Below are 22816 nucleotides of genomic sequence, written 5' to 3'. Positions count from 1 at the left end.
GCGGTCAGATCCTCCGGGTCGCAGCCTGGCCGAACAGCCCGTAGGGGCGGATCAGCAGCACGACCAGCATGACGATGTAGGGGGCGACGGCATCGAGTTCGGGCGCGAAATAGATCGCCAGCACGCGCGCAAGGCCGACGATGATCGCCGCCAGCGCCGCGCCCTCGATCTGGCCGAGCCCGCCGATGGCGGCGACGGCGAAGGCGAGCACCATGGTCTCGGCGCCGAGGCCGGGCGCCGCGCCAGCCGTCGGCGTCGCGAGAGCGCCGCCCAAGGCAGCGAGGAAGACGCCGAGCGAGAAGGACAGGATGAAGACGCGGTTGGTGTTGATGCCGATGCTCTGCGCCATCTCGCGATCGGCGACCACGGCGGTGACGAGGCGCCCGATCCGGGTCTTCGTCAGCAACACGCGCAGGCCGATGACGACGAGGGCCGCCAGCGCGATCAGCAGGAGCTGGTAGTTGAGGTAGATCACGCCGCCGATCCGGGTCGAGCCGAGAAGCTGCATCGGCGTATCCTCGGCCAGCGACGAGACGCCGAAGACGATGCGCTGCAGGTCCTCCAGGATCAGGAACAGGCCGAAGGTGACGAGGATCTGGATGGCTTCCGACTTGCCGTAGGTCCAGCGCATCAGGCAACGCTCGACCAGCGGGCCGAACAGCGCCGCGACGATGGCCGCGCTGAGGATCAACGCCGGGAAGGACAACCAGGGATTCAGCCCCGCACCGGCGATCCAGAGCCCGACCGAGGCCGCGACATAGGCGCCGATCGAATAGAAGCTGCCATGTGCCACGTTGAGCACGCGCAGGACGCTGAAGACCAGCGTCAGCCCGACCGCGACGAAGAAGATCAGCGCCGCGCTGGCCAGGCCGTCGACGGCGAGCGGAATCAGGGTGTCGAGCATGGGCGGCACCTGGACAATGACGATGAGGGAATGAGCGGGAGGGCTTCAAGCCGCCCTCCCCGCGGGCACGTCGCTTACTGGTAGCTGCCGGGCTTCGGCTGCGCGGCGAGGAAGGCCGGTGTCAGCGTGCCCACCCATTTGATCGCGTCTTCGCCCTGCGGCGGCATCAGCGCATCGCCCTTGTAGCGGACCATGCCGCCGATGACCGGGAACTTGTAATCGGCCGATTTCGTGGTGATGCCGACGATCTGGTCGACGAGGCCGTCATTGTCCGTCCGGGTTACGGTGGTGCCGGTCAGCGTCTTGACCGTGCTGCCGCGCATGGCCTCGGCTAGCTCGTCGCGGCTCGGCCATTTGCCGCCGTTCTTCTTCAGCGCGGCCTCGTAGCCCGCCTTCATGTAGACGATCGCATTGGCCATCTTGATCGACGGGAAGACCGGGTATTCGCCGTAGCGCTTCTGATAGGCCTCGACGAAGCTCTTCGTGTCGGGATTGGCCTTAGCGTCCTGCGACATCCACCAGCCATCGCCGAGCACGCCGACGATCACGCCCTCCGGCAGCGCGACGCGCTGGAGCACGGTCTCGCCCAGCGCGAGCACGACCTGGCTCGACGAGAACAGCCCGCGCGGCTGGGCCTGGCGCACGAAATTCTCGAGGTCCGCCCCCCAGAGATTAGAGAAGACCACATCCGGACGCGAAGCCGAGAGCTTCGAGATCTCGGTCTGGAAATTGGCCGAGCCGAGCTTCGGGAAGAGCTCCGCGACGACCTCGACATCGGGCTTCAACGCCTTCATCGCAGTCTTGAAGATCAGCGCCGCGTCATGGCCGAAGGCGTAGTCCGGATTGACGATGGCGATGCGCTTCACGTCCGGCTTCTGCTGCAGCAGGTAGAGCGCATAGGCGACGAATTCGGGGATCGTGTTGCCGTTCGGGCGGAAATAATAGCGGCTCTTGCCATCAAGCAGGAGCTGATGCGTGTCGCAGTTCCAGCCGATCGTCGGGGCCTGGAGCTGCTCGGCGAGCGGCGCCAGCGCCAGGCAGTTGGCGCTCGACAGGGCCGCGATCATGACCTGGTTGGCCTTGTCCTCGGCGAGGCGGCGATACTCGGCGATCACGCCCTGCGTACCTTGCGCCTCGTCGACATAGGTCGCCTTCAGCGGCACGCCGCCGATGCCGCCCTTGGCATTGATCTCGTCGATCATCAGCTCGGCCGCGTTCTTGCCGGGCATGCCATAGGCCGCGGCCGGGCCGGAGGTGAAGGTCAGCACGCCGACGCCGAGCGCGGCCGGCTTCTCCTGCGCGAAGGCCGCCGCCATCAAGGCGCCGAGCGAAACCGCGAGAGCGGCCATGAAACCTGACTTTGTCCAACCTGACTTGGTCATCCTGCGTCCTCTCCTGTCGACCGGGGCGTTCCCGGACGTGCTGTGGCCTGCGGCCGTTCCCTGTGTGTTGTTCGGTGCCTGGAGCGCCGCCGGGCGGGCTTCTGAACGAGCCCTTTCCGAGCAGCGGCGCTATCGTCCGGCCGGCCGCTCAGACCGGGTCGAAATAATGGATCTCGAGCAGCAGGCAGCCGCTCTGCGACTTGAAAGGGCCATGCTTCGCGTGCGGCGGGCGCACCGCGTAGGTGTGCGGCGGGAAAGCCGTTCCGCCGTTGCCGTTCGCGTCGTTGCCGACGGTGAGGTCGCCTTCCACCAGATAGACCTCCTCCCAGTAGTCGTGGGAGAACGGCGCGGTGGTGTAGACGCCGGGCTGGAAGCGCAGCAGGCGGGTGCGCGTGCCCCGGCTGTTCGTCTCGTCCAGCGCTCCGGAGAGAATCTTCTGCTCGATGCCGGCCGGATAACCGGCCGGAACCTCCCAGCCGCTCGCCATGTCGAGCGTGTAGAATTCGTCGTGCTTCTTGTTGACGGGCATGATCTGGCCTTTCGCGATAGCGCCCGGCGGAAGGCGGAAACCGCCCCCGGATGGGCCGCGCTGCGTGTTCGAAGGGATGGCTTGCGGACCCGCGCAGGCTCAGGCGGCGGCGGATTTCGTGTCGATGTCGTAGGAGTCCAGCATGTGCTGGACGATGCCGCCGGCCTTGCCCCAGTCGTAGGTGCGGAAGGAATGGCCCTTCGTCACGAAGGTCGCCCCGGCGTAGAACATCTCGTACTGGTGGTGCCGCGAGCCGAACTCGGAGCCGACCGCATCCCAGGCGAGCTTGTAGAACTTCACCCGATCATGCGCATTCGCGGCCGGCGACTGCTGGGTCTTCTCGATCATCGCCGCGATCTCGGGATTGGCGAAATCGGCAATCGAAGAGGGCAGCATGATCATGCCGCCGCCGGCGAGCTCGCGCAGCGAGTTCAGGATCTTCGGATACATCTGCTGGGTCAGCACCTGCGCCGAATAGAGCATATGCCGGTCGGGCACGAAATACGGGCCGACCTGCGTGCCCTTCGCCTCCATCGCGTTGACGAAGGCATCGACCATCGCGGCTTCCGCGGCGAGCTGGCCGAGGATCTCGCGCACCTGCGGGAACTGGGTGATGCCGTTGGTCTGGGTCGTGCGATGGGCGATGCCCATCAGGAACTGCAGCTTCACCTTCAGGCGGATCATCGCCTGGTAGTTCTGGTAGACATGGGCCGGCGTCGCGTGGAACTGCTTCTGGCACATCTCGACGCTGCCATCGATGAAGACGCGGTCCCACGGCACCTTCACGTCGTCGAAGAACAGCACGGCGTCGTTCTCGTCGTAGCGGCTGGCCAGCGGGTTGTCGAAGATCGAGCCGGCCTGCGCCTCGTACGATTTGCGCGAGAGCATCTTCAGGCCCTTGCTGTTCATCGGGATCGCGAAGGAGACGGCGTAGCGCTCCTCGCCCGGCTGCATCGGCTGGATCGTGGTGACGAAGACCTCGTTGGCGACGACGCCGCCGGTCGCCAGCATCTTGGCGCCGCGGATGGTGATGCCCTCGGCATCGCGGTCGACGACGCCGGCGGTCAGGAAGGGATCGGCCTGCTCGGCCGCGTTCTTGGATCGGTCCGCCTGCGGGTTGATGATGACATAGGTCAGGTAGAGATCGTTGTCGCGGGCATGGCGGTAGTAATTCTCCAGCGCCGCGGCGCGAGCAGGGTCGTAGCCCTCGAACACCGGCAGGCCCATGCGCATGCCGGCGATGCAGGAGGCGACATGGTCGGGCGCGCGGCCCAGGAAGCCGCCATGGATCGCGGTCCAGGCCTCGAGCGCCCGGCGGCGCTCGACCAGATCGTCATAGGAGGCCGGCAATTGCCAGATGCGATTGGCCCGGCCGCCGGTCTCGGTCTCGAAAGTCATGAGATCGCGGCGCGCGGGATCGTTGGCGAAGTCGAAGAGGCCGCCGACCGACTGCGCCACGTTGCGGAAGGCGCGATGGGTGGTCACGTCCTCGACGCGGCCGCCGTCGATATAGATCGAGCGGCCGTCGCGGATGCTGGCGAGATGCTCCTGTCCCGACTTGGTCATGGCGGCGTTTCCTCTGCGATTGCTGTTCGATGTTCAGTAGTGGATGGGCAGCGGCCAGGACGGCTCGCGCTCGGTCTCGTCGACGAGGTCGCGGTAGCGGCCGCGGAAGAAGATCAGCGGCGCCGGGTTGCCGGCACGCACGGCATGGCGCAGCACCCGCACCAGGAAGATGACGTGGTCGCCACCGTCATGATGGGCGTAGGGCTCGCATTCGAAATGGGCGAGCGCGCCGGTGATCAATGGCGCCTGGGCATGGCCCACCGTGCGCTTGACTTCGGCCCATTTGTCGCTGAGGGCACGGGCGAAACGGTTGGAGATCTGCTCTTGCTCGCGTGCCAGCACATTGACCGCGAAGCCCTTCGCTTCAAGCATGGCCGGCAGGCTGTTCGCCCGCCTGTCGACGCTGAACAGAACGAGCGGCGGATCGATCGAAACGGAGTTGAACGAACTCATGGTCATGCCGATGAGCTCCTCGCCACTGCCTTGCGCGGTGATCACCGCGACGCCGGTCGCGAACTCGCCCAGGGATTGCCTGAAGGCCCTGCCGTCCATCGCTCCCTCCCGTTGCGGTGTCGTTATTTGATTTGTTGAATAGCTTTGTAACAAAGCTAATATAATGAGTCAACAGCCCTGAGAGCGGACATTTCATGTCGACCGAAAACCGGCGCCTGACCGTGGCGAAGCCTGATTTGCTGGACGGGGAAAGCGACCTGCGCTTCCGCGACCTACTCTATGATTTCTTCGCCTTCGGCAGCCGGCTGGAGGAGGCGCGCTCCCGCTTCGCCACCTATATCGGGCTGACGCCGCCGCAATATCTGATCCTGATCGCGATCGGCCGCGGCACGCCCGAGCACGAGCTCGGCGTGGCGCAGGTGGCCGATCGGCTGCATCTCAGCGGCGCCTTCGTCACCATCGAGGTAAACAAGCTGGTGAAGAGCGGGCTGGTCGAGAAGCGCCCTCACCCCAGCGACAAGCGCCGGGTCAACCTCTCGGTGACGCCGCTCGGCTCAGAGATGCTGGAGCGCCTGGCCGCGCTGCAGCGGCCGGTCAACGATGCGCTGTTCGCCTCGCTCGACCGGGCGGATTTCGCGGCGCTGAGCGGCATCATGCAGCGTCTCGCCCGTGGGGCGAAGCAGGCCATTCATCTCGCCGATCACATCATCGCAAGCGAGACAGCCGCTCCGCGCGACTAAGGGTCGGCATGATCGTTCAACGCGAAACCGACGATGGTGAGGTCGACGACAGCATCACAGGAACATGCGCCGGATGGTCGCGGCATCGAGCGCTCTCAGCCGGCCGCCCGGCTGCTTCGACGTTCGGTGCGGGACCGGACGAGTACTCGATATGAACCCCGAAGGCGGTCGTTGGTTGGCTCTCGGCGATTCCCGCCGGCCCCGCTTGCTTTGGGCCCTGCAATCGTTGCGATTGACCGTCCCGTTTGTTTGAGTGACTCGTTCACCGGACGATAGAGTGCCCGCCGCGGCAACCGGATGCTGGCCACAGAGTGACATGTCGATCTCCCTGCGCTCCCTGCTGATCGGGCTTTGGCTTCTCATCGTCCTCTCGGCGGGCGCGACAGGCTTTCTTTTCGTCTCGTTTTACCGGGAGACGGCGAGCGTCCAGGCCGGGCGGGCGCAGGATCGGCTGGCCTCGGCCTGCCGCGGCATCGCCGATCGCTACGCATTTTTTGCGTCCGGCTGGCGCGGACCATGGCCGGCTAGGACGGATGAGGAGCTGCGCCGGCAATTGACGAATCTCGTCCAGCTCGCGCTGGCCCGCTCCCCGGAGATCGAGGGCGGCATCTGGCGCGAAGCCGAGGGCTCGCTCGGCTATGCCTTTCCGACCTACGAGGGAACCGGCCCGAAGACCGACCTGCCGGCGGCGGAGCAGCCGACGATCGGCGAGGTCAATGCCGCCGCCGCGGCTGCCGGCAAGCCGGCGACGCTGGAGCGGCGGGGGCGTTCGCAAATCCTGCTGCTGCATGCCTGCCCGCTCGGAGGATCCGCCGATACGGGCCTGACCGGCTGGACGATGACCCGTATCGCCGCCGCCGTGGGGCCGGCTTACGACCGGCTGATGACCGGCTTCGCGGTGCTCGCAGTGACCGTCCTGGGCTCCGCGCTCTGGCTGGGCTGGCTCCTGGTCGCGTGGTCGCGGCGCATCGCGCGGCTGGAGGCCGATCTCGCGGCGGGCCATGACGCCGATCTGCCCCGCCTCGCGCCGACGGGTCTGCCCGAGCTCGATCGCCTCGTGCATGCGCTCAACGCCAGCGGCGAGAGGCTGTCCGAGGCGCGGCGGCGCGCCGCCGGCGCCGAGCGGCTGGCGGCGGTCGGCCGCCTCGTCGCCGGTGTCGCTCATGAGGTCAGGAACCCGGTGGCCGCCATGCGGCTCAAGGCGGAGAACGCGCTTGCCGCGGGAGACGAGCAGCGCCGCATTTCTGCGCTCGGCTTCATCCTCGACCAGATCGCCAGGCTCGACCGCCTGCTGCGCGATCTCCTGACGATGAGCCAGCCGCGCGAACCCAAGGCGGAGGCCGTAGACCTCCCCCGCTTCCTCGCCGGGATCGTCACCGCCTTCAGCGATCGTGCAGCCGCGGCCGAGGTGAGCTTGATCGATCGTCTGGATCCGGCTGCGGGCGCGGAATCGCTCCCCATCTTCGATGCCGGCGAGATCGGACGCATCGTCGAGAACCTCGTCGGTAACGCGCTGCGGCATACGCCAGCCGGCGGCAGCGTGGAGCTCGCTGTCGCGAGACGCGGCGAGAATCTCGTGATCGCCGTGCGCGACGACGGCCCCGGTGTGCCCGCGGAAATCCGCGAACGTCTGTTCGAGCCTTTCGTGACCGGGCACCCGGAAGGCACCGGCCTCGGCCTCGCCATCGCCCGGGAGATCGCCGGCGTCCATCGCGCCACCTTGCGCCTGCTGCCCTCGGATCGAGGAGCCCATTTCGAGATCGAGCTGCCATGGCGCCATCGACCATCCTGATCATCGACGACGAGGCCGGGCTGCGGGAGAGCCTGGAGGAGACGGTGCGCGATCTCGGCTACGACGCCGCGACGGCCGCATCCGGGCGAACCGGCCTCGACCGCCTGCGCAGCGAGACGATCGACGCGGTCCTGCTCGACCTGCGCCTGGGTGGCGACATGGACGGCCTTGCGGTCCTCAAGGCGATCCGCGCGCTCCCCGTGCCGCCCCCGATCACGATCCTGACCGCCTATGCGACGGCGGAAAACACCATCGAGGCGATCAGGCTCGGCGCCTTCGACCATCTCACCAAGCCGATCGGCCGCGCCGACCTCGCCGACAACCTGACGCGGATGCTCGCATTGCGGGCGATGGAGCAGACGGCTCCGGCGGCAACGGATGACGGGCAGATTGCCTCGCGCTTCACCCTGGTCGGGTTGAGCGAGCCGATGCGGATGGTGCAGAAGGCGATCGGGCTCGTCGCCGACAGCGACACCACCGTCCTCGTCACCGGCGAGACCGGGACCGGCAAGGAACTCGTCGCTCGCGCCCTGCACGAACACAGCAGGCGCAAGCCCAAGCCCTTCATCGCCGTCAACTGCGCCGCCATCCCCTCCGATCTGCTCGAATCCGAGCTCTTCGGCCATGTGAAGGGCGCGTTTACCGGCGCGACCACCGATCGCAACGGAGCGTTTCGCGATGCGGATGGCGGCACGCTCTTCCTCGACGAGATCGGCGACATGCCGCCTGCGATGCAGGCAAAAATCCTGCGCGTGCTGCAGGACAAGATCGTCACGCCGGTCGGGGGGCGCCCGGTCCAGGTCGATGTCCGCATCGTCGCGGCGACGCATCGCAAGCTGCCCGAGCGCGTCGCGCAGGGCCTCTTCCGCGAAGACCTCTATTACCGGCTGAACGTGCTGACGATCCCGCTCGCTCCGCTGCGCGAACGGCTCGCCGATATCGTGCCGCTGGCCGAGCATTTCCTGCGCCTGGCGGCGCGTCCGGGCGAACGTCCGAAACGGATGACCGGGGCTCTCGCGGCTTATCTGCTCTCGCGCTCCTGGCCGGGAAACATCCGGGAACTCAAGAACGCCATCGACCGCGCTGTCGTGCTGGCGCGGGGCGATACGCTCGACGTTGCGGATATGGGCGATGCCGGCGTCGACACGGGCGCGACCGCCCCGCCTGCCGGATGGCTTGATGGAGACCTGCCGACCGCTGTGGCTAGGCTCGAGACCGAGATGATCCGCCGCGCGCTTCTGACCTGCGCCGGGAACCGCACCGAGGCTGCCCGGCGCCTCGGCATCAACCGGCAGCTCCTCTACACCAAGATCGAGCGCTACGGCCTCGACGCCGGCGAGGCGTCCGGATCCGTGACGGGCGCCGTCAGGAATACGGACGGTCGAGAGCTCGACTAATCGCGTAAGCCTTTGAAATTAAACAGCCTGCCTGCTGGCACACCGGTTGCGGATGAATGGTCATCCCGCCGGACATCCGGCACGACAGCAGGTGAAATCATGACGAACAGCGTTCGATCCACTGCCGCCGCCCTCTTGTTGCTGGGTGGCACGGCACTTGGGGCCGCCACCGTCTTCGCGCAGGCCCGCGGCGGCCTGGCCTATGACGCTTCCCAGCTTCCGCAGACCAAGGGCGTCGTGAAGCAGTACACGCTCAGCCCGCGCGGCGACATCGACGGCCTGCTGCTCGCCGATGGAACCGAGATCAAGTTGCCGCCGCATCTCTCGAGCCAGACGGCATTCGCGCTGCGGCCGGGCGATGCGGTCACGGTTCGCGGCCTCAAGGCGCGGGCCCTGCCGCTGATCGACGCCGTCTCGGTCACCAACGACGCGACCGGCGCCGTGGTGCTCGACCAGGGCCGCCCCGAGGAACGCTCGACCGCCTCCGAGGTCGTCACCAGCAAGATCGTCGCCGTGCTGCATGGCAAGCGCGGCGAGGTCAACGGGGCGGCTCTCGACAACGGCGCTCAGCTGCGGCTGCCGCCACATGAGGCTGAGCGCTTCGCCGACCTGCTCAAGCCGGATCAGACGATCTCGGTTCGCGGCGAAAGCACGAAGAGCGCGCTTGGCACCGTGATCGAGGCGACCGCGCTCGGCACCACGCCGGACCGCCTGGCGCAACTGGACGCGCGCCGTCCTAAGCCGCCGCGTCCGGATGACCGCGCTCCGCCCCCGCCGCCTCCCGGGCCGCGCGGCTGACCTTCCGAAACGCGCCGGCCGCCCATTTCAGACGCGGCCGGCATCCTCAAGACAGGATCTTCCAATGCCCCATCAGGATATTCATGTCCGTGGCACGGTGCGCGATCTCTTCGCCCACCGCTTCACCCTCGAAACCGACCAGGGTCTGCTCTTGGCCGACCTGACGCCCGAAGGTCTCGCTCTGATCAGCCTCTCCGCAGGCGACAACATCGAGATCGCAGGCGAGCGCAAACCTTCCGAGATCAAGGTGCGCCGCCTGACGCGCGGTGAAACCGCGATCGACATCACGCCGAAGCCCAAGCCCGGCAAACATCATGGCCCCGAGGCGGAGGCCGATCCGGACAAGGCGATCGATGCCGTTCGCCAGGCCGGCTTCGAGCCGAATGGCGAGCCGCGCCGCAAGCCGAAGCACTTCGAAATCGATGCAGCGAAGGGCGGCAGGCTTTTCGAAATGCACGTCACCTTCGCCGGCGAGGTGCGGCATGCGAAGCCGCGCCTCGGCACCGAGTGACGCATGGACAGGATTTCGCGGATCGGGCGGGAACCGCCGCACGCTCCGCGGGTTTGAAGCCGCGGCCGTGTCGGGACGTCTTGACCGAAGCTCTCGACACGATCCCCGGTCCCTCGCGGCTGGTCCCGTTCTCATGTCGATCGTCGGCGCGTTGCGGCGCGCCCGCCGAACAAGGCCTTCGCACCACGTCCTCGCCATGACCCTGTCCGGCGCATGCCGGACTGTCTCTTCGCCTCCGTCCCCTCTCCTTGCCGCGAGACGCTCCCATGCCCACGCAAAGCCAGTCAGGCGCCCCGGCGAAATCGGGCGAACGTTCGCCGTCCCCCCGGGCACTTCTCGGCCTCGACGCCCTGAACTTCTTCCTCGCCGACGTGCGCGACGGGTTGGGCCCCTATCTCGCGATCTATCTGGTCGCGGTACGCGGGCCTGAGCAGGGCTGGAACGAGGCGACGGTCGGTCTCGTCATGACCATCGCCGGCATCGTCGGGCTGATCGCGCAGACGCCGGCCGGCGCGCTGATCGATCGCGGCAGCCACAAGCCGGCGATCGTCATCGCCTCTGCCATCGCGGTCACGCTGTCCTGCCTGGCGCTTCCCTTCATCGGCAATTTCTATCTCGTCGTCGGCACGCAATCGGTCGCCGCGATCGCGGGCGCGATCTTCCCGCCGGCGCTGGCCGCGATCACGCTCGGCCTCGTCGGGCCGAAGCTGTTCTCCAAGCGCATCGGCCGCAACGAGGCCTTCAACCATCTCGGCAATGCGGCCTCGGCCGCGATCGCAGGCGCGACCGCCTATTTCTTCGGGCCGATCGTGGTATTCTGGCTCATGGCCGTGCTCGCGGTCCTCAGCATCGGCGCCATGCTGATGGTGCCGGAGAAGGAGATCGACGACGATCTCGCCCGCGGCCTCGACGAGGCCGTCGACGACGAGAAGCCATCCGGCCTCAAGGCCTTGCTCCAGAACCGCTATCTCATGCTGTTCGCGCTGCTCTGCGCCATCTTCCACCTCTCCAATGCCGCGATGCTCACCTCCGTCGGCCAATTGCTCACCCGCGTCGCCGGCAAGGAGCAGGCGACCTCGCTGATCGCGATCTGCATCGTCGCGGCGCAATGCGTCATGGTGCCGATGGCGATCATGGTCGGCGCCAAGGTCGATGCCTGGGGCCGCAAGCCGATCTTCCTGGTCGCCTTCGGCGTGCTGGCGCTGCGCGGTGCGCTCTATGTCGTCTCGGACAACCCGTTCTGGCTGGTCGCCGTGCAGGCGCTCGACGGCGTCGGCGCCGGCATCTTCGGCGCTCTGTTTCCCATCGTGGTGGCGGACCTGACGCGCGGCACCGGCCGCTTCAACGTCTCGCAAGGCGCCGTCGCGACGGTCCAGGGCGTCGGGGCCTCGATCTCCGCGTCGCTGGCGGGGGTGATCATCGTCACCGCCGGCTATTCCGCCGCCTTCGTCACGCTCGCGGCCATCGCGGCCTGCGGCCTCGTCCTCTATCTCGTTGCCATGCCGGAGACGCGCGGCTATGAGCCGCCGACCGACCACGGCGCTCGTCCGGTGCCGGCGGCGAGCGAGAGAATGGCCTGATCGCACATGACCGGCTGGGGCCTCAACGCGACGCAGATCCTCGCGATCGCGATCTTCCTCGCGACCTATGTCGCCATTGCGATCGGCCGGATGCCCGGCTTGCGCGTCGACCGTGCTGGGGCGGCGCTGATCGGTGCGGCGCTCATGGTCGGATGCGGCGTGCTCTCGCTCGAGGACGCCTACCGGGCGATCGACCTCGACACCATCACATTGCTGCTCGGCATGATGATCGTCGTCGCCAATCTGCGGCTCTCGGGCTTCTTCCGCATGGTGACCGGCTGGGCAGCCGGCCGGGCGCGGCATCCGGTGCTGCTGCTCTCGGTCGTGGTGATGACGACCGGCGTGCTCTCCGCCTTCCTCGTCAACGACGCGATCTGCCTGGTGATGGCGCCGATCGTCATCACGCTGACCCGCGCGCTTGACCGCAATCCGGTGCCCTATCTCATCGCGGTGGCGCTCGCCTCGAATGTCGGCTCGACGGCGACGATCACCGGCAACCCCCAGAACATGATCATCGGCAATCTCTCGGGCATCTCCTATGGCGCCTTCACCGGCGCGCTGCTGCCGGTCGCGGCGCTGGGGCTGCTGGTGACGATCCTGTTCGTGCTGCTGCTCAATCCGCGCGAGTACATGACACGGCAGGCGCTGCGCAGCGTCACGGTTCCCGCTCACTATCACGGCTGGCTCGCGACGAAGGCGGCGCTGGTCTCCGTCTCGATGATCGCCCTGTTCTTCCTCGGCCAGCCGGTGGCGAAGGTGGCGATCTGCGCCGCGGCGCTGCTGCTGCTCACCCGCAGGATCGAACCGCGCAAGGTCTATGCCGAGATCGACGGGCCGCTCCTGCTGATGTTCGCCGGCCTCTTCGTCGTGGTGCGGGGGCTCGAGCACGCCGTGTTGACGCCCGACCTGCTGGCGCAGGCCGCCCGCCTCGACCTCGGCAACACCGCGATCCTGACCGGCGTGACGGCGATCCTGTCCAACCTCGTCAGCAACGTCCCGGCGGTTCTCGTACTGAAGCCCTTCGTCGAGCATCTGCACGATCCCCAGCGCGCCTGGCTCGTCGTGGCGATGGCCTCGACACTCGCCGGCAATTTCACACTGCTGGGCTCCGTCGCGAACCTGATCGTCGCCGAGCGTGCCGCCAAGGACGGCATCACCATCGACTTCTGGACCTATTTCAAAGTCGGCGCCCCCCTGACGATCGCGACCCTGGCGATCGGAATCATCGTGCTACCGTAAACTCGAAGGGCGCCGGCGCCGTCAGGACCCGCCCTAGGGCGAGGCTGGGAACAGGTTCGCCTGAGCGGTGAGCCACTCCCGCAGCGCCGCGACCTGTTGAGTCACCATCGCGGAACGGGGATGGATGAGACCATAGGACGTTCCGTCCGGCGTGAAGCCGGCCGGCGCCTCCAGCCGCCCTGCCGCGACGTCATTTACCGCGATCGCTTGCGGCGAGAGCGCGACGCCGAGGCCGCCGAGCGCAGCCTCCATCATCAGAAAATGATGGTCCAGCAGCCGGATCGAGCGAGGTCGAGGCACGTCCGGATGCGCCTTGAGCCAGGCCTGCCACGCCTGCGGCCGGGTTCTCGATCCCAGTGCGGCATAGTCGCCACCATCGAAAGCTCGGCGTAGCGACGGCGGCATCACGGGACCGACCCGCTCGGGCATCAGCGGTGTGACCGCCCAGTCCGGGTCGAGTGCGAAATCGAGCCGCCTGATCGCGAGCGTCACCCTTTCCCGCGCAAAATCCAGAGCGCCTCCACCTGTCGAGAGATGCACCTCGATGTCCGGATAGGCATCCTGGAACTCGGACAGGCGCGGGATCAGCCAGCGCATGGCCAGCGAGCGCTCGCAGGACAGGACGATGGGCGCAGGCGCGGCGCTTGTCCGGATGGCCGCGAGCGCGCCCGCGATCAAGCCGAGCGCCTGGCCTGTGGCCAGCGCCAGGGTTTCGCCGCCCGGCGTGGGCCGCACGCCGCGTCCATCCGCTTCGAGCAAAGGAATGCCAATCTCGAAGCCGAGCTTCGAAACCCGCCGGCTGACAGCGCCATGGGTCAGGGCAAGCTCGGTCGCAGCCGCCCGCACCGACCTTAGCCGGGCCACCGCCTCCAAGGCGCGCAGATCGTCGAGAGAGGGAATTTCAGAACGCTTCATTCGTCAGAAATTATCACCAATATTCGTCAGATCATATGGATTTTAAACGAGAATTATTCTGCCATTCTCACCATCATGGCGACGACGAATTCCCTGCAGATCGGCATCGTAGCGGATGACTTGACGAGCGCGGCCGATGGAGCGGGCCCGTTCCTGAAACGCGGTTTCACGCCGCATATTCATCGCGGATCCCATGCGCAGACGGCCGAGGCGGTCGTCGCGGTCGATACGGGCAGCCGCGGCCTGCCGGAGGGTGCCGCCGGAAAGGCAACCGGGCAGGCCATCGCTGCTCTGGCGGGACGGAGTCTCCTCTACAAGACGATGGATTCCACCCTGCGCGGTCACGTCAGGGTGGAGATAGCGGCGGCGTTCAACGCCAGCGGCAGGGATCGTCTCGTCATCGCGCCGGCCTTTCCCGCAGCGGGACGTCAGACGGTCGGCGGCATTCAGTTCGTCGGCGGGCGCCCGGTCTCGGAAACGGACTATGGCCGCGATCCACTGCACCCGGCGCGAACCTCGCGCCTGCTCGACCTCGTTGATCCCACGCTGGGACCGGTCACCATCGCATCCCAGCGGATGAGCGACGAGGCCGTCCTCGCCGCGCTGGCCCACTCCCGCATCTTGGTCCTCGACGCTGACCGCCAGGAAGTTCTCGATCGTCGGGTCGCTCTGCTTATTCAATCGGACTCGATCCTGTGGGTCGGCTCTCCGGGCCTCGCGCAAGCGCTGGCGACGCAGATCGCGGCTTTGCCCAAGCGCCCCTCAGCTCCCCAACCACTTGCCCGTCGCGTCCTGATCGTTATCGGCAGCGCCAACGCCGTCAGCCGGCAGCAATGCGAGTTTCTGGCGGAGAATGGCGTCCAAGTGGCGCAGCATTCCACCGACCTCGCTGCCGATGCCGAGATCGCTTGCCTGCGCGCTCCGCAAGCGCGCGGCGACGATCCTGCCGCGATCCTGGCTGCCTTGACGGACGAGGTGCGGGCGGCCGTCAGAGCTTGGCACTTCGACGCGATCTTCGCCACGGGCGGAGACACGATGGGCGCAGTGTTGCAGCGGCTCTCGATCAGCAGCCTCGCTCTTTCGGGGGAATTCGAGCCAGGCTTTCCCTTTGGCTACGCAGCAATGGCGGAGGCAGCTTCGCCGCTCCTCCTGGCGATGAAGGCCGGTGGCTTCGGCCATCCGGCGACATTGCTCCATGCGGCGCTGCGGTTGCGACTTCGCTTGCCCCAGGAGGCTACCCGATGAGGTCTCCAGCTTTGCCCATTGCGATCACCATGGGGGACCCGTCCGGCATCGGCCCAGAGATCACGGCGAAATTTTTCGCCCGGCGGATGGTCGATGCCGCGGCATTCGCCCAAGGCGGGGTGCAGCCTGCCCTCGTCGTCGGTGATCCGTTGGTCATGCGCCATGCTCTGCAGTCGCGGCATGACGCACCCCGGCTTCGGACCGTCGCAAGGGTTGGCGAGGCTCGTTTCGAGCAGGGTACGATCGATATCATCGCATCCTCCCATCTTGAGGTGCTCCCAACTCTCGGGACTGTCAGCGCCGAGAGCGGCAAGGCCGCGTTCGCTGCGATCGCCATGGCGATCGATCTCGCCAGGGAGGATCAGGTCGCGGGAATCGTCACCGCCCCGATCCATAAGGAATCGCTGGCCGCTGCGGGTTTCAAGTATCCAGGTCATACGGAAATCCTGGCCGAGCGGGGCGGCGCAGGCCGTGTAGCCATGATGCTTGTGAACGACGAAATCCGAACGGTGCTCGTCACCATCCATTGTTCGCTGCGCGAGGCGATCGGGCGGGGCGATTTCGCGGCGCAAATGTCGGCGATCCGTTTGGCCCATCAAGGCGGGCGGGCCCTCGGCATCGCCGCTCCGCGCATCGCGGTCGCTGGTCTCAATCCGCATGCCGGCGAAGGCGGACTGTTCGGGTTCGAGGAGCGTGAGATTATCGCACCGGCCGTCAGGGCAGCGCAGCTCGAAGGGATCGATGCAAGTGGCCCCTGGCCCGGCGACACCGTTTTCATGCAGGCGCGCACCGGCCGGTTTGATGTTGTCGTCGCCCAGTACCATGATCAAGGGCTCATTCCGGTCAAATATCTCGGGCTCGACCGCGGCGCCAATATCACGCTCGGTCTGCCCTTCGTCCGCACGAGCCCGGATCACGGCACGGCTTTCGACATTGCTGGGCGAGGAATCGCTGATCCCGCCAGTCTGGAAACCGCTTTCGACTATGCGTGCCGCCTCGCGGCCACGCCTGACCAGGATCGTCGCGATGGCTGACCTCGATTTCATCTTCATGCTGACACGCAACGACCGGACGGTGCCTGGCGCCGCCGGCCACCTGGAGACCGCGCTCGCCGCGGGCGTCCGGCATATCGGCTTCAAGGATGTCGGAGTGCCCATTGCCGAGCTCAGGAATCTCAGCCGCGCGATCAAGGCCGGTGGTGCATCGAGCTATCTCGAAGTCGTCTCGCTGGACCGTGCAAGCGAGATCATGTCGGTACGTGCGGCCATCGATATCGGCGTCGATCACCTGCTGGGTGGAACGCATGTCGATGATGTCCTGCCCCTGCTTCAGGACACCGGCATCCGCTACTATCCCTTTCCGGGGCGGGTTACGGGCCATCCGAGCGTCCTGAACGGCTCGATCGCCGAAATCGCCGCCAGTGCCCGCGCGCTTGCGAGCCGAGCCGGCGTCGCAGGGCTCGATCTCCTAGCCTATCGTTCCGCCGTCGATGTTCCGGCGCTGATGACGGCCGTCTGCGGAGCGACGGACAAGCCCGTGATCATCGCAGGCTCGATCGACCAGCCCGCGCAGATCGAGGCGGTACGCCGGGCGGGTGCCGCCGGATTTACCATCGGGACATCGGCATTGGACGGCCGCTTTCCGGCGCGTGGATCAGCGCTAGGCTTTCAGCTCGAAGCGATCTCCTCCTGTCTCTAAGCGAACAGGTGCGATGTCCAGTTTGGCGGTATCGGTTGCCGAGCAGGTATCCATTCCTTCGAGCCCCCTTTGCGAATTCGCGCGAAACAAGCGGCGCCACGGAGCTGATATCCCTGAAGCCCGACGCGTCCGCGATCGAGCCGACGGGAGCCGTCATTTTGAGCAGCCAGCGCTGCGCCTCGGCCATCACGCGCTGGTGGATGATCTAGATTGGCAACGCGGACCGGAACCGCATCGGGATTGCCCAGATCGCTCATCTGGACGCGGTAGGTTTCACGCGCAGACCAGGCGGCGGCAGCAGCGACCGCGCAGACCGCGAAGGCGATGGTCCACACGATCAGCGGCACATTCTGCGAGCCGGGAGGAGCGACCGTGGCGGTGCGTCGAGCTCGCCAAGCCGACCTGGGTCGACCGGTTCAACGATCGCCGGCTGCCGGAGCCCTTCTCGTCGCCTTAGGGCGCAGGGCGGCCTATTGCGATGGGAGGCGGTCGAAGCTTTCTGCCTGGGCCATGTCCCAGTTGCGACGATAGAAGGCATGCTCGCATGCCCCCGTCAGCAATTCGCCCGGCTCGAGGAAGACATGGAGATCGGAGAACATCCGGATTTCCGTGGCGCTGACGCGGCGCACGAGATGGTGCGGGCCGAGCTCGGAGGGATGCGAAAGGCCGGCCGCCGCCAGCATGTCCGCCAGGGCCTTGACGGTATTGGCGTGAAAAAGGTGGACCCGCTGCGCCTTGTCCGGGACGACCAGAGCCCGCTGCCGGACCTTGTCCTGCGTCGCGATGCCGGTCGGGCAGCGATTGGTGTTGCAGGAGAGGGACTGGACACACCCCAGCGCGAACATGAAACCCCGGGCCGCATTCGTCCAGTCGGCGCCGATCGCCAGGGCGCTGGCGATGTCGAAAGCGCTGACGATGCGCCCCGCAACCCCGATCCTGACCTTGTCGCGCAGCCCCGCACCCACCAGCACGTTATGAACGAACAGCAGGCCCTCGCGCATCGGCAGGCCGATATGATCGCTGAATTCGACCGGCGCGGCGCCGGTGCCGCCCTCAGCGCCGTCGACGACGATGAAATCGGGCACGATGCCGCTCGCGAGCATGGCCTTGACCATGCCCATGAACTCCCAGGGATGGCCGAGGCAGAGCTTGAATCCGACAGGCTTCCCGCCGGAAAGGGTTCGCAGTTGCGCGATAAAGCTCATCATTTCGAGCGGTGTCGAGAAAGCGCTGTGGCTCGGGGGCGAAACACAGTCCTGCCCGACAGGGACACCGCGCGTTTCGGCGATCTCCGCCGACACTTTCGGCGCCGGCAAAATGCCGCCATGCCCGGGCTTGGCACCCTGACTGAGCTTGATCTCGATCATCTTCACCTGGGGGGACGCTGCCTGCCGCGCGAAGCGATCGGGGTCGAAGCGTCCCTGATCGTCGCGGCAACCGAAATAGCCGCTGGCAACCTCCCAGACGATGTCTCCGCCGCCTTCGCGATGATAGGGGCTGATGCTGCCTTCGCCCGTGTCATGGCTGAACTTGCCCAGGCGAGCGCCGGTATTGAGGGCACGGATCGCGTTTGCGGAGAGCGAGCCGAAGCTCATGGCGGAGATGTTGAAGATGGAGGCCGAGTAAGGTTGCAGGCATTGATCGTTGCCGATGACGATCCGAAAGCTTTCGGGATCCGATACCGGTTTCGGTCGCGTCGAGTGGCTGATGAACTCGTAGCCGTCGCGATAGACGTCCAGCAGGGTGCCGAACGGGTGATCGCCGGCGATCCCCTTGGCACGGCGATAGACCAGCGAGCGCTGCGACCGCGAAAACGGCGCCGCTTCCTCGTCGGCCTCGAACAGATATTGGCGCAGCTCCGGGCGGATCAGCTCGGCGAACCAGCGGATATGGCCGATCACCGGATAGTTGCGCCGGATCGCGTGTTCGCTTTGGACGAGATCCCATAGGCCGACCAGCGTCAGGCCCGCGGCGACGAGGGCTGGCAGCCAGAGCCATTGATATCGGAAGGCCAGAGGAACGGTCACAACCGCGACGAGAAGGCAGAAGGCGAGCGTCGAAAACCGATTCAATCGCAATGTCATGATGGTAGCTCGTCCGATATCGGTCTGATCGCTGCACAGCCGGGGGGCTATGCCTTGTCTCGCCTGCATGGCTTCGGTCAGCATCGCCATAAAAGCGCGGAAGGTCGACTGTTATCGGATCGCCCCGGTCAAGACCCCGATGCCGCAGGCTCGATCTGATATGGCTCACTCCTTCAGATCGCGGCCAGCATGGCCTGCGTCGGCTCACGCACCATCACCAAGCTTCGGTAAGGACACGGCGACGCGAAGCCCTCCTTCGGCCCGGTTTTCCAGCACGACCGTCCCATCATGCGACCGGGTGACCGCCTGGGCGATGGTGAGGCCGAGCCCCGAGCCACCGGTCTCGCGGCCGCGCGACTCCTCCAGCCGCACGAAGGGATGGAAGACACGCTCCATCTCGGCCGGCGCGATGCCCGGCCCCTCGTCCTCGACGGTGACGACGACATGGCTACCGGCTTCGACGATCGCGACGCTGGCCGATCCGCCGTATTTGACCGCGTTGCCGATGATGTTCGAGAAGGCGCGCTTCAGCGGCAGGACGCGCCCGAGAATCGGAGCCGAATTCAGGCCCGACAGGCTGACCTTGTGTCCCTGGTCGAGGTGTTCGTCGACGATGGTCTCGATCACCGAGGCGAGATCGATCGGCCGGAGCGCTTCGCGAGAAATGCCGCCGCGCAGATATTCCAGCGTCGAATCGATCATCTCCTCCATCTCGCCGAGATCGGCATCGATGAGGCGCCGGGTCGCGTCGTCGTCGAGGAGTTCGGAGCGTAGTCGCAATCGGGTGATCGGTGTGCGCAGGTCGTGCGAGACGGCTGCCATCGCCTGCATCCGCTCGGTGACGAGCCGCTGGATGCGTTCGCGCATGGTGTTGAAGGCCCGCGCGGCGCGGCGCACTTCGGCCGGGCCGTCCTCCGGCAGGGGTTGCGGCGCCTGATCCAGGCTGAAGCGCTCGGCCGCAACAGCCAGGTCCCGCAGCGGCCGGGTCGCCCAACGCAGCAATAGCAGCGCGACGACGACGATCCCGACCGCGAAACAGATCATGATCGCGGTCAGGCTCCAGTCCGGATGCTGCGTGGCGCCGAGCGTGGACGAGGAGAAATTGACCCAGCTGCCGTCATCGAGCCGGATCGAGACCAGCATCATGTGCCTGTCGGCCTCGTCCGCGCCCGTTGCGGCCGCCCCCTCATCCGCCGGCCCGACGCGGACGGATTCGGCGGCGAGATCGGGCGCGAACTGTCGCAGCCGCGCTTCCAGCGCGCGCGTCCGTTCGGTGGCCGGGGTGCTCCCGAGCACGAGGCTTCCCTTGCTCCAGTGCACGTCGAGGCTGGCGCTCGACAGGTCATGCGCGACGCGATCGCGCTCGGCGCCGTCCGGCAGGCTCGCGATCGCACGCTTGATCGAGACGATGCGCTCGGCGAGGCTGCCGTCACGCCCGGCCGACGCGAAGCTCTCCACGCCGACGCGGAAGGCCCAGTAGCCGAGCAGATGGAAAGCGAGCAGCGCCGCGACCAGGATCAGGATCGCGCGGCTTGCCACCGTGTCGGGCCAGAAGCGTCCGAGCAACCTCGTCAAGCGGACGGTCCTTCCTCGTGCCCGATCGTCGCGGCGAACAGATAGCCAGCACCGCGAACGGTCTTGATCAGTTGGCCGCCGCCCGCATCGGCCTCCAGCTTGCGGCGCAGGCGGCTGATCTGGACGTCGATCGTCCGGTCGAACGGATCGTCGCTCGTCCGCGCCTTGGCGAACTGCATCAGCGCCTCGCGGGACAGGATATGGTTGGCATGCTCGACGAAGACGACGAGCAGATCGAACTCTCCGGTCGAGAGATCGATCAATGTCCCGGCCGGAGATTGCAGCTCCCGGCGCCGGAGGTCCATGCGCCAGCCGTCGAAGGTCACGAACCGGCTCGCCTGAGAAACGGTCGCGCCTTGCCCGGCCCGCGCCCGGCGCAGCAGCGCCCGGATGCGGGCCAGCAATTCGCGCGGGCTGAAGGGCTTGGTGACATAGTCGTCCGCGCCGCCTTCGAGGCCGGTGATGCGGTCGCTTTCCTCGGTCCGTGCCGTCAGCATCACGATCGGAACCTGGGAGGTCGCGCGCACATCGCGGCACAGTTCGACGCCGGAGCGCGCGGGCAGCATCAGGTCGAGGACGATCAGGTCGACGGCGCTGTGCATCAGCGCCTCCATCATGGCGCGGCCGTCCGGCGCGCCGGTCACGCGATAGCCGTAGCGCTGCAGGAAGCGCGCGACGAGGAGCCTGATCTGCGGATCGTCATCCACCACCAGGATATGGCCGTGATCGTCGGCAAGCGGCGCGACGGGCGGCTTCTCGATTTCATGCTGGGCGTCGCCTGAACTGTCCATGCCTTGCGAGCCTGGGCTCTCCTCATCCGTCGCGGCGGACAATAGCGCGCCCGCGGCGCCGCGACCCGCCCCGGTTTGAAACAATTTGTAACGGACGCCCGCCGAGCGGCGTTGCTACCCCTGCTCCACCGAAAACGGGGGAGCCTGAGTCGTGAGGTTGAAGAAGGTGCCGTTCCTGGCGGCGATCGGTCTGGCACTCGCAGCCTGCTCGAACATCACCGTTCCGGACCATCTGGCCCGGCCCGCTGACCCCGACATCCGTGTTCCCGCCGTCGCATATGGCAGCGTGACGGCAGGCGCTGCGACCCTGCGACCAACCGACCCCAAGGACTGGCGCGAGCTCAACCGCCAGGTCGGGCCGAAACCATGACCCTGCCCAACGTGCTCGCCCAGCCTTTGCCCACGACCGCCGAAAGGCCGGCCTCGACCGCTTCTCGCGCTCCGCAGGCACGCCACCTGCTGCGCTGGGCCCTGCTCGCCGGCACAACCGCGCTGCTCGGCGGCTGTGCGAGCTTTTCGGCTGATGGCGGCATGGGCGCTATCCAGAGCGCGACTTACGCCGATATCGGCAAGGATGTCGCCAAGATCGATGGCGATCAGGCTGCGCTCACCGCCAAGGGACGCGTCGACCAGCTCCTGCGCAAGCCATTGACGGCGGATGCGGCGGTGCAGGTCGCGCTGCTCAACAATCGCGGTTTGCAGGCCGCCTTCAACGAGCTTGGCATGGCCGAGGCGCAGATGGTCGCGGCGAGCCTGCCGCCCAATCCGCGCCTCGGCATCTCCAAGCTCTCCGGCCGCTTCGAGGTCGAGATCGAGCGCCAGATCGTCGGCAGTCTGCTGGCGCTCGCGACCCTGCCGGCACGGGCCGAGATTGCCCGCGACCGCTTTCAGACCGCAAAGATGCGGACGGCCGAGGCGGTGCTGAAGCTCGCGGCCGATACCCGCCGCCAGTACTATCGCGCAGCCGCCGCCAACGCGCAGGTTTCCTTCTATCAGGAGGCGAAAAGCTCCGCCGATGCGGCCTCCGAACTGCTCAAGCGGCTCGGCGAATCCGGCGGCGTCAACAAGATCGACCAGGCCCGCGAATTCGCCTTCGAGGCGGAACTCACCGTGCAGCTCGCGCAGGCCCGCCAGCAGCAGCGCCAGGAGCGCGAGCGGCTCATTCGCCAGCTCGGCCTCTGGGGCGACGACCTGACATTCCGCGTCGGCAGCCTCCCGCCCTTGCCACGCCTGCAATCGGTCAAGGCAATCGAGGCCGAGGCCTTGCGCAAGCGCGTCGATCTCCGGATCGCGCGGGCCGAACTCGACACACTCGCCAAGTCGCTCGGCCTCACCCAGGCGACACGCTTCGTCAACGACATCGACCTGCTCGGCCGAAGCACCTACGACCGTGGCCGCAGCATCAACGACCACGGCCATGTCGAGCGCGAGAGCAGCCGCAGCCGGACGCTGGAACTCGAGATCGACATCCCGATCTACGATTTCGGCCAGTCCAAGGTCGCGCTCGCCGAGCAGACCTATCTGCAGGCCGCCAACAGGCTGGCGGAGAAGGCGGTCAACATCCGCTCGGAAGCCCGCGAGGCCTACACCGCCTACCGCGCCCATTACGACATCACG

At 66.9% G+C, this 22816-nt stretch carries 21 protein-coding genes; 12 read left to right on the top strand and 9 right to left on the bottom strand.

The window, feature by feature from the left end; all coding sequences use genetic code 11:
* Nucleotides 1-4: 4 nt before the first annotated feature.
* The 5 genes from JHD80_RS13695 to JHD80_RS13675 form a co-directional block, all read right to left on the bottom strand.
* Complete coding sequence (locus JHD80_RS13695) at nt 5-904, bottom strand: branched-chain amino acid ABC transporter permease (protein WP_199088153.1); 900 nt, start codon at nt 902-904, stop codon at nt 5-7.
* Nucleotides 905-978: 74 nt separating this feature from the next.
* Nucleotides 979-2253 carry an ABC transporter substrate-binding protein gene (locus tag JHD80_RS13690; protein ID WP_199088151.1) on the bottom strand — a complete coding sequence of 425 codons (1275 nt, stop codon included), beginning with the start codon at nt 2251-2253 and terminating at the stop codon, nt 979-981.
* Between the two features lie 181 nt (nt 2254-2434).
* The gene (locus tag JHD80_RS13685) at nt 2435-2815 is read right to left on the bottom strand and encodes a cupin domain-containing protein (RefSeq protein WP_199088149.1); all 381 of its coding nucleotides are present in this window, start codon (nt 2813-2815) and stop codon (nt 2435-2437) included.
* A gap of 99 nt (nt 2816-2914) precedes the next feature.
* Nucleotides 2915-4381: a 4-hydroxyphenylacetate 3-hydroxylase family protein gene (locus tag JHD80_RS13680; RefSeq protein WP_199088147.1), complete on the bottom strand. Its 1467-nt coding sequence runs from the start codon at nt 4379-4381 to the stop codon at nt 2915-2917.
* Between the two features lie 33 nt (nt 4382-4414).
* Nucleotides 4415-4933 (bottom strand): flavin reductase family protein, encoded by a 519-nt coding sequence (locus tag JHD80_RS13675; RefSeq protein ID WP_199088145.1) that lies wholly within the window; start codon nt 4931-4933, stop codon nt 4415-4417.
* 95 nt (nt 4934-5028) lie between these two features.
* On the opposite strand from JHD80_RS13675, the gene JHD80_RS13670 reads away from it, so the two are divergent.
* From JHD80_RS13670 to JHD80_RS13640, 7 genes are all read left to right on the top strand, one after another.
* Complete coding sequence (locus tag JHD80_RS13670) at nt 5029-5574, top strand: MarR family winged helix-turn-helix transcriptional regulator (protein ID WP_199088143.1); 546 nt, start codon at nt 5029-5031, stop codon at nt 5572-5574.
* Between the two features lie 316 nt (nt 5575-5890).
* The gene (locus JHD80_RS13665; protein WP_199088134.1) at nt 5891-7366 is read left to right on the top strand and encodes a sensor histidine kinase; all 1476 of its coding nucleotides are present in this window, start codon (nt 5891-5893) and stop codon (nt 7364-7366) included.
* Nucleotides 7345-8763: a sigma-54-dependent transcriptional regulator gene (locus tag JHD80_RS13660; RefSeq protein WP_199088133.1), complete on the top strand. Its 1419-nt coding sequence runs from the start codon at nt 7345-7347 to the stop codon at nt 8761-8763. Before JHD80_RS13665 ends, JHD80_RS13660 begins: the two co-directional genes overlap by 22 nt.
* A gap of 99 nt (nt 8764-8862) precedes the next feature.
* Nucleotides 8863-9561 carry a hypothetical protein gene (locus JHD80_RS13655; RefSeq protein WP_199088131.1) on the top strand — a complete coding sequence of 233 codons (699 nt, stop codon included), beginning with the start codon at nt 8863-8865 and terminating at the stop codon, nt 9559-9561.
* A gap of 64 nt (nt 9562-9625) precedes the next feature.
* Nucleotides 9626-10072, top strand: coding sequence for a hypothetical protein (locus JHD80_RS13650; protein ID WP_199088129.1), 447 nt, complete (start codon nt 9626-9628; stop codon nt 10070-10072).
* 266 nt (nt 10073-10338) lie between these two features.
* Complete coding sequence (locus JHD80_RS13645) at nt 10339-11652, top strand: MFS transporter (protein ID WP_199088128.1); 1314 nt, start codon at nt 10339-10341, stop codon at nt 11650-11652.
* 6 nt (nt 11653-11658) lie between these two features.
* Nucleotides 11659-12891, top strand: coding sequence for an anion transporter (locus JHD80_RS13640; RefSeq protein WP_199088126.1), 1233 nt, complete (start codon nt 11659-11661; stop codon nt 12889-12891).
* A gap of 33 nt (nt 12892-12924) precedes the next feature.
* On the opposite strand, the gene JHD80_RS13635 is transcribed toward JHD80_RS13640, so the two are convergent.
* Complete coding sequence (locus JHD80_RS13635) at nt 12925-13806, bottom strand: LysR substrate-binding domain-containing protein (RefSeq protein WP_199088124.1); 882 nt, start codon at nt 13804-13806, stop codon at nt 12925-12927.
* A gap of 75 nt (nt 13807-13881) precedes the next feature.
* On the opposite strand from JHD80_RS13635, the gene JHD80_RS13630 reads away from it, so the two are divergent.
* Genes JHD80_RS13630 through JHD80_RS13620 form a run of 3 tightly spaced genes read left to right on the top strand, consistent with a single transcriptional unit; the run spans nt 13882 to nt 16749 of the window.
* Nucleotides 13882-15051, top strand: coding sequence for a four-carbon acid sugar kinase family protein (locus JHD80_RS13630; RefSeq protein ID WP_199088122.1), 1170 nt, complete (start codon nt 13882-13884; stop codon nt 15049-15051).
* A complete protein-coding gene (gene pdxA / locus JHD80_RS13625) occupies nt 15048-16085 on the top strand; it encodes a 4-hydroxythreonine-4-phosphate dehydrogenase PdxA (protein WP_248311544.1) in 1038 nt (345 codons plus the stop codon). The genes JHD80_RS13630 and pdxA overlap by 4 nt, the downstream gene beginning before the upstream one ends.
* The gene (locus tag JHD80_RS13620) at nt 16078-16749 is read left to right on the top strand and encodes a 4-hydroxythreonine-4-phosphate dehydrogenase (protein WP_199088120.1); all 672 of its coding nucleotides are present in this window, start codon (nt 16078-16080) and stop codon (nt 16747-16749) included. The genes pdxA and JHD80_RS13620 overlap by 8 nt, the downstream gene beginning before the upstream one ends.
* A gap of 470 nt (nt 16750-17219) precedes the next feature.
* Here JHD80_RS13620 and JHD80_RS13615 read toward each other — a convergent pair whose 3' ends face one another.
* The 3 genes from JHD80_RS13615 to JHD80_RS13605 all read right to left on the bottom strand — a co-directional run bounded on the left by JHD80_RS13615 (nt 17220) and on the right by JHD80_RS13605 (nt 21199).
* The gene (locus JHD80_RS13615) at nt 17220-18833 is read right to left on the bottom strand and encodes an FMN-binding glutamate synthase family protein (protein WP_199088118.1); all 1614 of its coding nucleotides are present in this window, start codon (nt 18831-18833) and stop codon (nt 17220-17222) included.
* 204 nt (nt 18834-19037) lie between these two features.
* Nucleotides 19038-20408: an ATP-binding protein gene (locus tag JHD80_RS13610; RefSeq protein WP_199088116.1), complete on the bottom strand. Its 1371-nt coding sequence runs from the start codon at nt 20406-20408 to the stop codon at nt 19038-19040.
* Complete coding sequence (locus tag JHD80_RS13605; protein WP_199088115.1) at nt 20405-21199, bottom strand: response regulator; 795 nt, start codon at nt 21197-21199, stop codon at nt 20405-20407. The genes JHD80_RS13610 and JHD80_RS13605 overlap by 4 nt, the downstream gene beginning before the upstream one ends.
* A gap of 151 nt (nt 21200-21350) precedes the next feature.
* On the opposite strand from JHD80_RS13605, the gene JHD80_RS13600 reads away from it, so the two are divergent.
* On the top strand, nt 21351-21569 hold the full coding sequence (locus JHD80_RS13600) for a hypothetical protein (RefSeq protein WP_199088113.1): 219 nt from the start codon (nt 21351-21353) through the stop codon (nt 21567-21569).
* Nucleotides 21566-22816, top strand: a 1251-nt coding sequence (locus JHD80_RS13595; protein WP_199088111.1) for a TolC family protein, incomplete at its 3' end; no start/stop codon positions are given. The genes JHD80_RS13600 and JHD80_RS13595, both read left to right, overlap by 4 nt.

This window comes from Allobosea sp. ASV33 (assembly GCF_016428755.1).
In the GTDB taxonomy this organism is placed as follows: domain Bacteria; phylum Pseudomonadota; class Alphaproteobacteria; order Rhizobiales; family Beijerinckiaceae; genus Allobosea.
This window is presented reverse-complemented; position numbering and strand designations above follow the sequence as displayed.